Source organism: Klebsiella sp. DY2415 (assembly GCF_026314315.1).
GTDB classification, from domain to species: Bacteria; Pseudomonadota; Gammaproteobacteria; order Enterobacterales; family Enterobacteriaceae; genus Klebsiella; species Klebsiella ornithinolytica.
This window is the reverse complement of record NZ_CP111115.1, coordinates 3,473,540-3,487,432: the sequence shown is the minus strand read 5'-3', so window position 1 is coordinate 3,487,432 and position 13,893 is coordinate 3,473,540. Positions and strand designations below refer to the sequence as shown.

The window sequence follows — 13,893 nt, the reverse complement described above, 5'->3', positions numbered from 1 at the left end:
ACTTTCCAGCGCCCGCAATCGCGGGCGTTTTACTTCAGGGTTGTGGAATAACACGTTAATGAACCTTTTAAAATCACTGGCAGCAGTCAGTTCGATGACCATGTTTTCACGCGTTCTGGGGTTTGCGCGTGATGCTATCGTCGCCCGAATTTTTGGCGCAGGGATGGCGACGGATGCCTTTTTCGTCGCGTTTAAATTACCGAATTTGCTGCGCCGTATCTTCGCTGAAGGGGCGTTCTCTCAGGCATTTGTTCCCATTCTTGCCGAATATAAAAGCAAGCAGGGCGAAGATGCGACCCGCGTGTTTGTGGCCTATGTCTCTGGCCTGCTGACGCTGGTTCTGGCGGTCGTTACCGTTCTTGGAATGCTGGCGGCACCCTGGGTGATTACCGTGACCGCGCCCGGTTTTGCCGACAGCCCGGATAAATTTACCCTGACCACCCAGCTGCTGCGCATCACCTTTCCTTATATTCTGCTGATTTCACTGGCGTCGCTAGCCGGGGCGATTCTCAACACCTGGAACCGTTTTTCCGTTCCCGCTTTCGCTCCGACGTTCCTCAACGTCAGTATGATTGGTTTTGCTCTGTTTGCCGCACCCTATTTCCATCCGCCCATGCTGGCGATGGCGTGGGCGGTCACCGTCGGCGGCGTGCTGCAGCTGGCCTATCAACTGCCGCATCTGAAAAAGATTGGCATGCTGGTTCTGCCGCGCATTAACCTGAAAGATGCCGGCGCAATGCGGGTGGTCAAACAGATGGGGCCGGCGATCCTCGGCGTCTCCGTCAGCCAGATTTCATTGATTATCAACACCATCTTTGCCTCGTTCCTGGTATCTGGTTCGGTGTCGTGGATGTATTACGCGGATCGCCTGATGGAGTTTCCGTCCGGGGTCCTTGGCGTGGCGCTGGGGACTATCCTGCTGCCATCGCTGTCAAAAAGCTTTGCCAGCGGTAATCATGATGAGTACTGCCGCCTGATGGACTGGGGGCTGCGCCTGTGCTTTCTGCTGGCGTTGCCAAGCGCCGTGGCGCTGGGGATCCTGGCGAAGCCGCTCACCGTGGCGCTGTTCCAGTACGGGAAATTCAGCGCGTTTGATGCGGCGATGACCCAACGCGCGCTGGTGGCTTACTCCGTCGGACTGATGGGACTGATTGTCGTTAAGGTACTGGCGCCGGGCTTTTATTCACGGCAGGACATTAAAACCCCGGTAAAAATCGCGATCGTTACGCTGATTATGACCCAGGTGATGAACCTGATCTTTATTGGCCCGCTGAAGCATGCCGGGCTGTCGCTCTCTATCGGCCTGGCGGCCTGTCTTAACGCCGGTCTGTTGTACTGGCAGCTGCGTAAGCAAAAGATCTTTACTCCGCAGCCGGGATGGTTCTCCTTCCTGCTGCGTCTGGTGGTTGCGGTGCTGGTGATGTCGGCGGCGCTGCTGGGTATGATGTATATCATGCCGGAGTGGTCGCAGGGCTCCATGCCGTTCCGTCTGCTGCGCCTGATGGCGGTTGTGGCGGTGGGCGTAGTGGCGTATTTTACCACCTTAATGGCGCTGGGCTTCCGGGTAAAAGAGTTTGCCCGACGTACGGCCTGAGGTCATTCGCCGGATTGAAAAAGACCCGTTCCGCATGGCGGAGCGGGTCTTTTTTTATCGGACTGCGCGCGCTACGGATGCCAGACGGGCGCTTTCCCGCAGACGAATCGCGAGCGCAATCGCGCCGGTGACCACGGCCAGAACAACAACACCGTTCCAGCCGGCGACCACGTATAGCCGACTGCCGAGTACTGAACCGAGCGCCATCCCAATAAACACGCCGGTGAACAGCAGGGCGTTCAGGCGACCGCGAGCCTGCGGCTCGAGGCTATAAACCAGATTCTGGTGCGCGACCAGGCTGGACTGTAGACCGAGATCGAAGCCGATGGCCGAAAGACCGATTAGCAGCAGCTGACCATGTGGCGGCAGGACCGGCATCAGGAACATCAGGGCAAAAGAGAGGGTAACCAGGCCTGCACCCAGTTGAGTGACTCTTCCCGCGCCATATTTATCGGCCAGGCCACCCGCCAGCGGGGCGGCAAGGGCTCCGGCCGCTCCGGCGATGCCGAATCCCCCGGCCACGGCGCTGCCCATCTGATAATGTGCGAGCAGCATCACCGCCAGCGTTGACCAGAAGGCGCTGAAGGCTATGGATAAAAAGCCCTGAGCCAGTGCCGCGCGTCGCAGCGCAGGATAGCGTTGCCACAGATGCGCCATGGATTTCATCAGCTGCGGATAGCTTAGCGTGGAGTGAATCGCAAAGCGGGGAAGAATACGCCACATCAGCAGACCGATGAGAGCGATACTCACGGCTGCCGCCTGATACATCACCCGCCAACCGAACAGCGCCCCGACCAGGCCGCTGACGGTCCGCGAGAGCAGAATCCCCAGCAGCAGGCCGGTCATCACCGTCCCGACCATTTTTCCCTGCTTACCGGCCGGGGCCAGAATCGCTGCTGCCGGAACAATATCCTGCGCCATCGTCGCGGCCATCCCGATCAGTAAGCTGACCACCAGCAGTGAAGTGAGCTGGTCCGTCAGGCTACACAGCAGTAGCAGGACCGCCAGCGCCGCGCTTTTCAGCAGAATCAGCGTCCGCCGGTCGTGGCGATCGCCGAGCGGCAGCAGAAACAGAATGCCCAGCGCGTAGCCCGCCTGGGTCAGGGTCGGGACGAGACCCATCCCTTCAACGCTCAGGCGCAGGTTGGCACCCATCAGCGGGAGCAGGGGCTGGGCGTAATAAATAGAGGCAACGCTAAAACCAGCGCCAAGAGCGAGTATAAAAATGATCCAGCCTGCCTCGCGGGAGGATAGTGGAGTCGGGGTCATGATGAAGTCCTCGTAGATGAGATGGCGCTATTCTTCCCCGAATGCCGCTGGCGCGGTAGATAGCGTGGTGGTAAAACGGTTATACGTTTCACGTATAGAGAAAATGATAATGAAGAGGCAGGAGCGTATAGATCGCATCGAACTGATGCGGACCTTTATTCGAATCGTCGAGGCCGGTTCACTCTCTTCGGCGGCGCGGCAGCTGGAGACTACCCAGGCGACGGTCAGCCGCCGTCTGCAGTCGCTGGAGAGTATGCTCGGTAGCCGGCTGATCCTGCGCACAACCCATGCGATGAAGCTCACCGATGATGGCGAACGCTGTTACCAGCATGCGCGTCAGGTGGTAGATGCCTGGCTGGCGCTGGAGGACGAGATGAGTATCGCCGACGAGCGGCCGGTAGGGGTACTGCGCGTGCGTGCGCCTCATGCCTTTGGTCAGCAGCAGCTGCTGGGGCCGCTGGTCAGTTTTCTGCAGCGCTATCCGCAGCTGGCGGTGGAGTGGATGCTGAATGACAAAACCGTCGATTTTCTCAGTGACAATATCGATTGTGCGATTCGGGTGGGGGCTGAAGTTGACCCGGCCACGGTGTCGGTGCTGCTGGCCGAAGTTCCGCGTAGTCTGGTGGTCGCCCCGGAGCTGTTGTCGCGCTATCCGGCATTAGCGATACCTCAGGATCTGTCGCGGCTGCCGTGGGTGGCCATCAGTACCTTTTATCAACATGAAGTGGAGTTGCAGCATCAGGAGGATAGCCGGGAGCTTTCGTTTGGTATTGTGCCGTGCCTGAGCACCGATAGCGTGTATGTGGCCCGTAATACGGCGCTGGCGGGGCTGGGGGCTGCTATCGTGTCGAGTTGGGCTGTGACGGAGGATATCGCCGCCGGTCGGCTGATTGAGCCATTTCCGCAGTGGCGGGCCTCTCCGCTGCCGGTCCACCTGGTCTATCCGTGGGCGCGTTATTATCCGACCCGCCTGCGGAAGTTTCTCGATCTGATGCGCGAAGTGATGCCGCAGGTTGCCGGGATGCAGCGCCCGGAGGGGGAATAAAGAAACGGCCAGAGGCTAATATCGATTGTTTAAGGGGCGGCTGACCGATCCGGCAGAGGTGTAAGAATCCGTCATCTCACGGAGATTACCGTTTTTTATGCGGCGTGGTCAGGTTTTCAACATCTCTGCAGGAGTTTCTGTCCCGTCGTTCGCTGTTAAGCCAGGGATGTCATTTTTACGCTGGTTTATGCGAAAAGGGTCTTCGTACTCTGGCGCATGTGTTGTGTGGAATATTCCGTTCACGTGAGATTCCGCATGCTGCTGTTTCCTGCGCGACAGGCGAACGACCCAGGGCCGGTTTCGCCCGGCCCTGGGAACCCGGCATTGCGGCAGGAAAATCGTCGCGACGCGATACCTTTGTCTCCGCCGTCTGGCTGTTGGGGGACGGCAAGAGGTCACCTCCCTGTAAGGCTTGCCTCCGCCAGATGAAGACGGAGTGGAGCATACCGCGCAGCGGCCGTTTTCAGCGCAATGCCGTTCACCCGCAGCGGGGGGGAGAAAAGTGGCGGATTTATCGTGAACGGAACATGCCACAAAAGTGAACGGAATACTCCACTGCACCCCCGCGGCAGACCCCTTTCGCGCCAACCACCGTTTACCGGCATCACCCTGTCCGGCGATAAAGCAAAAAAAATGCGGGTTACCTTTAAGTAACCCGCATTAGGCCTGTGGCCGGTTTTTTATGACGTACCGCGTTTACTCGGCAGGTTGTGGACGGGTAGGTTCCGCCGTCGCCTGGTGAGTTGCGCTGTGGCCGCCTGCTGCGCCTTTGCCGTCAAAGGCAAACGACGGGCGAACCCAGTCGCTGTGACGCGGCGCTTCTGGCTCGTAGGCCGGCGCCGGAGCACGCGTCATCGGGGCGGTGGCGTGGCGATGAGACACGACAACCGCTGCCGCTGGTGTAGCGACCACGACCGGAGCAGGCGCTGATTCGACGACCGGCGCGGCTTCAACCACCGGAGCAGCTTCAACCACCGGAGCAGTTTCAACTACCGGAGTAGCTTCAACTACCGGAGTAGCTTCAACCACCGGCGCCGGTTCAATGACCTGCGGTGCCGGAGCTTCTGCTGCCACAACCGGGGCAGGTTCCTCAACAACGCCTTCTGCAGCCGTGTCTACCGCTACTGTTTCCGGCTCGGCAACAACCGGCGCAACAATGCTTTCTGCCTCAACTACCGGCGCTTCTGCGGCGATAATATCCTGCGGAGCAACCTCGGTTTCGCGGGCGACCTCCGGCTGAACAGTCTGCGCGGCTTCAGCGACGGTCGCTTCGGCTACGACAGGTTGTTCGGCGGCAACAGGCGCTGCTTCGGCAACCGCCGGGGCGACCACTTCTGCAATGGCAGCTTCAGCGACAGCAACAGGAGCGACAGTTTCAGTCACGGAGGCCTGAACCTGCTGTTCTTCCTGCTGTTGATCCTGCGGACGGGCAACCGGGTAACGAATCCACACTTTACCTGACGCCATTTCCGGAGATGCACAGGCTACGGTCAGCGGCATCGGCGACTGGGTCGGGTAACGCTCATCGCGGTAACGACGACGGCGCTGACCGCTGACGCGCAGATGACGCGGCGAGCGACGAGAGCGACGCGGCATACCGTTGGCTTCGCGAGACTCGTTGTTGTCGTCATGGTCGCCGTTACTTTCAACGACGGCAGGCAGATCGACTTTCGCCAGTTCCGTGCGCGGAGCGACAGCTTCCGGCTGGACCGCAGCCGCGGTTTCAACAACCTGAGCGGCCGTTTCTGCGACCGCAGACTCGATGCGAACCTTCTGGGATAACTGACGCGGTTTACGACGAGACATCGTCTGAACGCGTTCTTCCTGCTCGGCTTCCTGCTGGACTACCGGCTCTTCGCGCGTTTGTGGCTTAGCTTCCTGCGGCGCCTGGCGCTTCTCATCGTTACGACGACGATTACGCTCACGACGCGGCTGCTGCTCATCGCGCGCTTTGCCTTTTTCAGCATCCTCGGTCACCGTCTGGCGAGATTCACGCGGCTCGACATTCTGCTGCTGTTTCTCGCGACGATTACGGCGGTTTTCCTCGCGGGATTCACGAGGTTCACGGCCTTCGCTATTTTCAGCGCGGTTATCGCGGTTATCACGACCGTCGCGGTTATCACGGTTATCACGACGATCGTTGCGGTCGCGGCGATTGTTGGTCCGCGGTTTGCGACGTTCTTGCTGACGTTCCGGTTTCTCTTCGGCTTTCTTCTCTACCTGAGGTTCTGCCGGTTTAGCTTCTTCTGCACCGGAGAAGATGTTTTTCAGGGCACCAAAGAAGCGCGAGAGCAGACCAGGCTGCGCCGGCGCGGCAGCGGCAACCGCTGGTTTTGCGGCGGCAGGTGCGGCAACAGGAACTTCCTGCTCGGGTGCAGGCGGTACGTCCGGCATCACGAAGGTGGCCAGAGCCGGTTGCTCAGGGCGTTTACGCTCGGCCGGTTCTTCGTCCGCAGGCAGCGCCATCTCTTCTTCATGCAGTTTAGGCAGCAGATAGCTCAGGGTAGAGGTCTCTTCGCCTTTGCGTACGCGCAGCACGGAGTAGTGCGGGGTTTCCATCTGATCGTTCGGGACGATGATCACGCGAACGTCGCCCTGACGGGTTTCGATGGCGCTCACCGCAGCGCGTTTTTCGTTCAGCAGGTAGGACGCAATCGGCACAGGCACGATAGCGTGAACTTCCTGGGTGTTCTCTTTCAGCGCTTCTTCTTCAATCAGACGCAGGATCGAGAGCGACAGGGACTCGTTATCACGAACGGTGCCGGTACCGCTACAGCGCGGGCAGACGTGATGACTGGATTCACCCAGCGACGGGCTCAGACGCTGACGCGACATTTCGAGCAGGCCGAAGCGAGAAATATGGCTGATCTGGATACGGGCACGATCCTGACGTACCGCTTCGCGCAGGCGGTTTTCAACCGCGCGCTGGTGGCGCACCGGCGTCATGTCGATGAAGTCGATGACAATCAGGCCGCCGAGGTCACGCAGACGCAGCTGGCGGGCAATCTCATCGGCCGCTTCCAGGTTCGTGTTGAATGCCGTTTCTTCGATGTCACCGCCGCGGGTGGCGCGAGCGGAGTTGATATCGATAGCGGTTAACGCTTCGGTGCTGTCGATAACGATTGACCCGCCGGAAGGCAGGCGCACTTCGCGCTGGAAGGCGGATTCAATCTGCGATTCGATTTGGTAATGGCTGAACAGCGGGATTTCACCGGTGTACAGTTTGATTTTGCTGCTGAAATCCGGGCGACCCAGTGCAGCGATGTGCTGGCGAGCCAGCTCAAGCACTTTCGGGTTATCGATCAGGATTTCGCCGATGTCCTGGCGCAGGTAATCACGGAAGGCGCGCACGATGACGTTGCTTTCCTGATGAATCAGGAACGGCGCCGGGCGGCTATCAGCGGCTTTCTGGATGGCTTCCCAGTGTTTCAGACGGAAGCTCAGGTCCCACTGCAGCGCTTCGGCAGATTTGCCGACGCCCGCGGTACGCACGATAAGCCCCATGCCGTCCGGCAGCTCAAGGCTGGCCAGCGCTTCTTTCAGTTCGGTACGGTCGTCACCCTCGATACGGCGTGAAATGCCGCCCGCGCGCGGGTTGTTCGGCATCAGTACCAGATAGCTACCCGCCAGGCTGATAAAGGTGGTGAGCGCGGCACCTTTGTTGCCACGTTCTTCTTTATCAATCTGAACAATTACTTCCTGACCTTCACGCAGAACATCCTTAATATTCGGACGACCGTGAGAATTGTAGTTGGCAGGGAAGTATTCGCGGGCGATTTCTTTGAGGGGGAGGAAACCATGACGCTCGGCGCCGTAATCAACAAACGCGGCTTCAAGGCTAGGTTCAATACGGGTAATTTTGCCTTTGTAGATGTTCGCTTTTTTCTGTTCGTGCCCGGGGCTTTCGATATCCAGGTCGTACAGGCGCTGCCCATCAACAAGGGCGACGCGCAACTCTTCCTGCTGAGTTGCGTTGATTAACATTCTTTTCATCGTAACTTACTCATTATTCTTACATTGACGACTAAGCTGCGGGCAGAGTATTGCCTTGCCGGGGAAAACCGATGGCCTCGTGTCTGTTTCACGTCGCCAACCTCACGGTTGTCGCGCGCTTAAGAGGCGCAGAGTGTCGGTCGCCTGTATTTCAAACGGAAACACAGCGCAATTAGCAGGGGAACAGCCTGGGATGTATCACCAGAGAAGATTCCATTTATACACGTCATTTTTCAGGTTGCTTCTGCTTCGGCTTGCTCGTTCACCCCTGTTGCTGACCTACTGATGATGTCAGTTCCGGAGATTCTCTCTTTCGCCGCCTTGGCGCATCCTGAATAATTTTGCGTATATCTCGTCGTCTTTCACGTTACAGATGTAGTGGCTTAACCCGCTCATCTCAATCAGCGGACTGAGTAGAGCACCCGGGAATACCCGGAGTCGACGCCTTCCTGCGACGTGAAATCCATAGAGGCCTGTACCGGTAAGGACTGCAACCCGCAGCCCGCTAACTGTCTGAAAGATCAATACGTCTTACGCCATTGCTGCGTGGATGATCGGTCAGACAAAATTGGTCATTCCGCTAATTTCTTGTTCTAACAAGATTCAACACGGAAAACGGCATCATTATTCCATTGCTAACCTTGTTATAGCAAGTTGACTTTTACCTTTTATCACCCGGTTACTCACAGTTTTTTCACCAGCGCATACAGATTGTTCTAATAACAAACAAAACGCTGATGAAGCATTCAATGAAAACCGGATAATGATAAATATAAGCATATAAAAATGAGTGGCGCTAATGCGTCGGGCTATTTAGAATCGCGCACCATGAAAACTGAGACTCCAAGCGTAAAAATGGTTGCCATTACCGCCGATGAAGCGGGGCAACGCATCGATAACTTTTTGCGTACGCAGCTAAAGGGCGTACCGAAGAGCATGATTTATCGCATCCTGCGTAAAGGCGAGGTGCGGGTGAATAAAAAACGCGTCAAGCCGGAATACAAGCTGGAAGCCGGCGACGAAATCCGCATTCCTCCCGTTCGGGTTGCCGAGCGTGAAGAAGAAGCCGTCTCCCCGCATCTGCAGAAGGTGTCGGCGCTGGCCGATGTGATTCTGTATGAGGATGACCATATTCTGGTGCTGAATAAACCTTCCGGTACCGCGGTGCACGGCGGCAGCGGCCTGAGTTTCGGCGTCATTGAAGGCCTGCGCGCGCTGCGTCCGGAAGCCCGTTTCCTCGAACTGGTTCACCGCCTTGACCGCGATACCTCCGGCGTACTGCTGGTGGCGAAGAAGCGCTCCGCACTGCGTTCGCTGCATGAACAGCTGCGCGAAAAAGGAATGCAGAAGGATTATCTGGCGCTGGTGCGCGGGCAGTGGCAGTCGCACACCAAAGTGGTGCAGGCACCGCTGCTGAAAAACATTCTGCAGAGCGGCGAACGTATCGTTCGCGTCAGTCAGGAAGGAAAACCGTCGGAGACGCGCTTTAAGGTTGAAGAGCGCTATACGCACGCGACGCTGGTTCGCTGCAGTCCGGTTACCGGGCGTACGCATCAGATCCGCGTTCACACGCAGTATGCGGGCCACCCGATTGCTTTTGACGACCGTTATGGCGACCGCGAGTTTGACAAACAGCTGGCTGGCACCGGCCTGAATCGGTTGTTCCTCCATGCCGCCGCGCTGAAATTTACTCATCCGGGGACCGGGGAAGTAATGCGTGTCGAAGCGCCGCTGGATAACCAGCTGAAGCGCTGCCTGCAGGTGCTACGTAATAGCAAATGATCGTCCCGGCGGACGGTGAGTCCGCCGCTGTCATCTGCCGCGTCGCTGTGCCAGCCTTCACCGCGACCTTTACACCTCTCCGGGTCAATTCATCCGCAGCACGCCGCGCCTGCGCGATATGCCCATACCACAACCAATCAAGATTGCCGGTGTACTCCATCGCCAGACCTCCGGGTCAGGCGCCAGACAGCGGTCGACTCTCTCCCCGCAGCCACTGACCTGTTGTCAGCGCCATCCTGACTTCGGCAATAGCCGTGTTGTGTCGTCCACCAGCGGATGGATAAACAGACCGACAGTCCGCGCCATCTAATCAGGCTGGCGGGGTAATGGGCAGCCGGGGTCGACGCGTGAGTGAATCCACGGTCATTTCAGTCGACAGGGGAAAAGAGATGACTGGTTGAGACGGGAAAACCCAGGGCAAAGAAGCAGGCCAGAACGGCGGTTCCGGCCCGGCAGAATAAACGGCTAGCGCAACAGTGGATTACAGCCTTCCCGGCGTAGCATTTGACACAGGGCGATCAGCGGCAGGCCCACCAGCGCATTCGGGTCGCGTCCTTCCAGGCGTTCGAAGAGGGTAATGCCCAGTCCTTCACTTTTAAAACTCCCGGCGCAGTGCAGCGGACGCTCTTTGCGCACATAATTGTCTATTTCCTGCTCGCTTAAATGGCGAAAATGGACATCAAAGGGTTCACACTCGGTTTGTAGATGGCCGTTGGCGGAATTATAAAGCGCCAGCCCGGTATAAAAGGTCACAATCGTGCCGCTGGCTTTCCTTAACTGCAGGCGCGCATTCTCTTCGCTGTGCGGCTTGCCGGTAATTTCGCCATCGAGGACGCAGACCTGATCGGAACCGATAATTAAGTGCCGCGGATAGCGCTCGGCAAGAGCCTGCGCCTTTGCCTGTGCCAGACGGACCACCAGCTGGCGGGCGGGTTCGCCTGGATGAGGGGTTTCGTCGACGTCAGGCGCCGCGCAGTCAAACGGCATTGCCAGTTTTTCCAGCAACATTCGCCGCCAGGGCGATGTCGATGCCAGGATAAGCTCAGACATATTTTTTCATCCACATATAGCGCTTCGAAGAGCATCATTTTAAACTATGGGCCGCAATGTGTGCGAATAAATGGCGAAAGGCAACCTGAGGCTGCCTTTTTCTTTGACTCTATGACATTACAAAGTTAATATGCGCGCCCTATGCAAAAGGTAAAATTACCCCTGACTCTCGATCCGGTTCGCACGGCTCAAAAACGCCTCGATTACGAAGGTATTTATGCCCGTGATCAGGTTGAACGTGTAGCCGATTCAGTCGTCAGCGTGGACACCGATGTGGAATGCAGCATGTCGTTCGCTATTGATAATCAGCGCCTTGCCGTTATTACCGGCGATGCAAAGGTATCAGTAACCCTCGAATGTCAGCGTTGCGGGAAACCGTTCCCCCATCATGTCCACACAACGTATTGTTTTAGCCCCGTCAGAAATGACGAACAGGCCGAAGCACTGCCGGAAGCGTATGAGCCGATTGAGGTTAACGAATTCGGTGAAATCGACCTGCAAGCGATGGTTGAGGATGAAATCATTCTCTCCTTGCCTGTAGTTCCGGTGCATGATTCTGAACACTGTGAAGTGTCCGACGCGGACATGGTCTTTGGTGAACTGCCTGAAGAGGCACAAAAACCAAATCCATTTGCCGTATTAGCCAGCTTAAAGCATAAGTAATTGAGGAGTAAGGTCCATGGCCGTACAACAGAATAAACCAACCCGTTCCAAACGTGGCATGCGTCGTTCCCATGACGCTCTGACCGCAGTCACCAGCCTGTCTGTAGACAAAACTTCTGGTGAGAAACACCTGCGTCACCACATCACTGCCGACGGTTTCTACCGCGGTCGCAAGGTTATCGCTAAGTAATCACGCACTACTCCATGGATTTCGCGCGGCAAGAGGCGTAAGCGAGGACATCGCCGGCAGCATAGACAACTATGCGATCGGGATGAACAAGCGCAGTCAACATACTTGCAGCGTGAAAGACAAAGAGTATAAGCGTGATGAAGCTTAGCGAGGATTTCCCCAGGTGACTGGGGAATAACCGAACCGGGCAGCGACGATACCTTGACACGTCTAACCCTGGCGTTAGATGTCATGGGGGGTGATTTTGGCCCATCCGTGACAGTGCCTGCAGCACTGCAGGCACTGAACTCTAATTCGCAACTCACACTTCTTTTAGTCGGCGACCCCGACACCATCACGCCATTACTTGCCAAAGCTGATTTCGAACAACGTTCGCGACTGCAGGTGATCCCTGCGCAGTCAGTTATTGCTAGTGATGCGCGGCCCGCTCAGGCGATCCGCAGTAGCCGCGGAAGCTCAATGCGCGTGGCGCTGGAGTTAGTAAAAGAAGGGCGGGCGGAAGCCTGCGTCAGCGCGGGGAATACCGGTGCGCTGATGGGGCTGGCAAAATTATTACTCAAACCCATTGAAGGGATTGAGCGTCCGGCGCTGGTGACGGTCTTACCGCATCAGCAAAAGGGCAAAACGGTGGTGCTTGATTTAGGCGCCAACGTAGATTGCGATAGTACGATGCTGGTGCAGTTTGCGGTGATGGGCGCCGTACTGGCCGAAGAAGTGGTCGGCATTGAGAACCCCCGCGTCGCGCTGCTGAACATCGGCGAAGAAGAGATGAAGGGCCTCAGCAGTATTCGCGATGCCGCTGCGGTGCTAAAGACACTGCCGTCGCTGAACTATATCGGCTATCTTGAAGCCAACGAACTATTGACGGGCAAAACCGATGTGCTGGTTTGTGATGGATTCACGGGCAACGTCACATTAAAAACTATGGAAGGTGTTGTCAGAATGTTCCTCTCGCTGCTGAAATCACAGGGTGAGGGCAAAAAACGGTCGTGGTGGCTGCTGTTATTGAAGCGTTGGTTACAAAAAAGCCTGGCCAGGCGATTCAGTCACCTCAACCCCGACCAGTATAATGGCGCCTGTCTGTTAGGATTGCGCGGTTCCGTGATTAAGAGTCACGGTGCTGCCAATCAGCGCGCCTTCAGCGTGGCGATAGAGCAGGCAGTGCAGGCGGTGCAGCGGCAAATTCCTCAGCGGATCGCCGCTCGCCTGGAATCTTTATACCCAGCAGGTTTCGAACTGCCCACGGGCGACAGAAACGGGAACTCCCGGCAGCAAAGCGGGACGAACGAAGAAGGCTGACGACCAGCGGTTTGAACAAGGCGGGTATATTACCCAAGAGTGACTGAGCGTACATGTATACGAAGATTATTGGTACCGGCAGTTATCTGCCCGAGCAAGTGCGTACTAACGCCGACCTGGAAAAAATGGTAGAGACGTCTGACGAGTGGATTGTCACTCGTACGGGTATCCGTGAACGTCGTATTGCTGCACCGAATGAAACCGTTGCTACGCTGGGTTTTGAAGCGGCAAAAAATGCGCTGGATATGGCGGGCGTTAAACCGGAGCAAATTGGTCTGATCGTTGTTGCGACCACCTCGGGTACTCACGCATTTCCAAGTTCAGCGTGTCAGATTCAGGCTATGCTGGGTATTAATGGCTGCCCGGCCTTTGACGTAGCGGCGGCGTGCGCAGGGTTTACCTACGCGCTGAGCATCGCCGATCAATACGTGAAAAACGGAGCCGTGGACTATGCGCTGGTGATTGGCGCTGACGTTCTGGCGCGCACCTGCAATCCTGACGATCGCGGGACGATCATTATTTTTGGTGATGGCGCGGGAGCCGTCGTACTGGGCGCTTCTGAAGAGCCGGGGATCATCTCCACCCACCTGCATGCGGATGGCCGCTACGGCGAGCTGTTAACGCTGCCGAACGCCGATCGCGTAGAGCCGGAAAATCCGATCTATCTGACGATGGCGGGCAACGAAGTGTTTAAAGTTGCCGTGACCGAGCTGGCGCACATTGTTGATGAGACGCTGGCGGCGAACAATCTCGATCGCTCGGCGCTGGACTGGCTGGTACCGCATCAGGCTAACCTGCGCATCATCAGCGCGACGGCGAGAAAACTGGGAATGTCGATGGATAACGTGGTGGTGACGCTCGATCGTCATGGCAATACCTCCGCGGCTTCCGTTCCCTGTGCGCTGGATGAAGCGGTTCGCGATGGCCGCATCCAGCGTGGTCAGCTGATTCTGCTGGAAGCCTTTGGTGGCGGTTTCACCTGGGGTTCCGCGCTGGTTCGTTTTTAGT

The 13,893-nt window shown here is 57.2% G+C and carries 10 protein-coding genes; 7 read left to right on the top strand and 3 right to left on the bottom strand.

Annotated elements, in window-relative coordinates; all coding sequences use genetic code 11:
• Positions 1-58 precede the first annotated feature (58 nt).
• Positions 59-1,594, top strand: coding sequence for a murein biosynthesis integral membrane protein MurJ (murJ, locus tag OQV00_RS16600; RefSeq protein WP_071359292.1), 1,536 nt, complete (start codon positions 59-61; stop codon positions 1,592-1,594).
• A gap of 54 nt (positions 1,595-1,648) precedes the next feature.
• On the opposite strand, the gene OQV00_RS16595 is transcribed toward murJ, so the two are convergent.
• Entirely contained in the window at positions 1,649-2,863 is a 1,215-nt protein-coding gene (locus tag OQV00_RS16595) for an MFS transporter (protein ID WP_004860502.1), read from the bottom strand.
• A 16-nt stretch (positions 2,864-2,879) separates the two neighbouring features.
• On the opposite strand from OQV00_RS16595, the gene OQV00_RS16590 reads away from it, so the two are divergent.
• Positions 2,880-3,908 (top strand): LysR family transcriptional regulator, encoded by a 1,029-nt coding sequence (locus OQV00_RS16590; RefSeq protein ID WP_160873617.1) that lies wholly within the window; start codon positions 2,880-2,882, stop codon positions 3,906-3,908.
• Between the two features lie 696 nt (positions 3,909-4,604).
• On the opposite strand, the gene rne is transcribed toward OQV00_RS16590, so the two are convergent.
• A complete protein-coding gene (rne, locus tag OQV00_RS16585; RefSeq protein WP_069476086.1) occupies positions 4,605-7,901 on the bottom strand; it encodes a ribonuclease E in 3,297 nt (1,098 codons plus the stop codon).
• 828 nt (positions 7,902-8,729) lie between these two features.
• On the opposite strand from rne, the gene rluC reads away from it, so the two are divergent.
• A complete protein-coding gene (gene rluC, locus OQV00_RS16580) occupies positions 8,730-9,683 on the top strand; it encodes a 23S rRNA pseudouridine(955/2504/2580) synthase RluC (RefSeq protein ID WP_015584649.1) in 954 nt (317 codons plus the stop codon).
• A gap of 465 nt (positions 9,684-10,148) precedes the next feature.
• Here rluC and OQV00_RS16575 read toward each other — a convergent pair whose 3' ends face one another.
• The gene (locus tag OQV00_RS16575; protein WP_015584648.1) at positions 10,149-10,733 is read right to left on the bottom strand and encodes a Maf family protein; all 585 of its coding nucleotides are present in this window, start codon (positions 10,731-10,733) and stop codon (positions 10,149-10,151) included.
• Positions 10,734-10,874: 141 nt separating this feature from the next.
• On the opposite strand from OQV00_RS16575, the gene yceD reads away from it, so the two are divergent.
• From yceD to OQV00_RS16555, 4 genes are all read left to right on the top strand, one after another.
• On the top strand, positions 10,875-11,396 hold the full coding sequence (gene yceD, locus OQV00_RS16570) for a 23S rRNA accumulation protein YceD (RefSeq protein WP_004860507.1): 522 nt from the start codon (positions 10,875-10,877) through the stop codon (positions 11,394-11,396).
• A 16-nt stretch (positions 11,397-11,412) separates the two neighbouring features.
• Positions 11,413-11,586: a 50S ribosomal protein L32 gene (gene rpmF, locus OQV00_RS16565; RefSeq protein ID WP_000290724.1), complete on the top strand. Its 174-nt coding sequence runs from the start codon at positions 11,413-11,415 to the stop codon at positions 11,584-11,586.
• A 201-nt stretch (positions 11,587-11,787) separates the two neighbouring features.
• The gene (plsX, locus tag OQV00_RS16560) at positions 11,788-12,885 is read left to right on the top strand and encodes a phosphate acyltransferase PlsX (protein WP_071824628.1); all 1,098 of its coding nucleotides are present in this window, start codon (positions 11,788-11,790) and stop codon (positions 12,883-12,885) included.
• Positions 12,886-12,938: 53 nt separating this feature from the next.
• Complete coding sequence (locus OQV00_RS16555; RefSeq protein ID WP_004860509.1) at positions 12,939-13,892, top strand: beta-ketoacyl-ACP synthase III; 954 nt, start codon at positions 12,939-12,941, stop codon at positions 13,890-13,892.
• Position 13,893 lies beyond the last annotated feature (1 nt).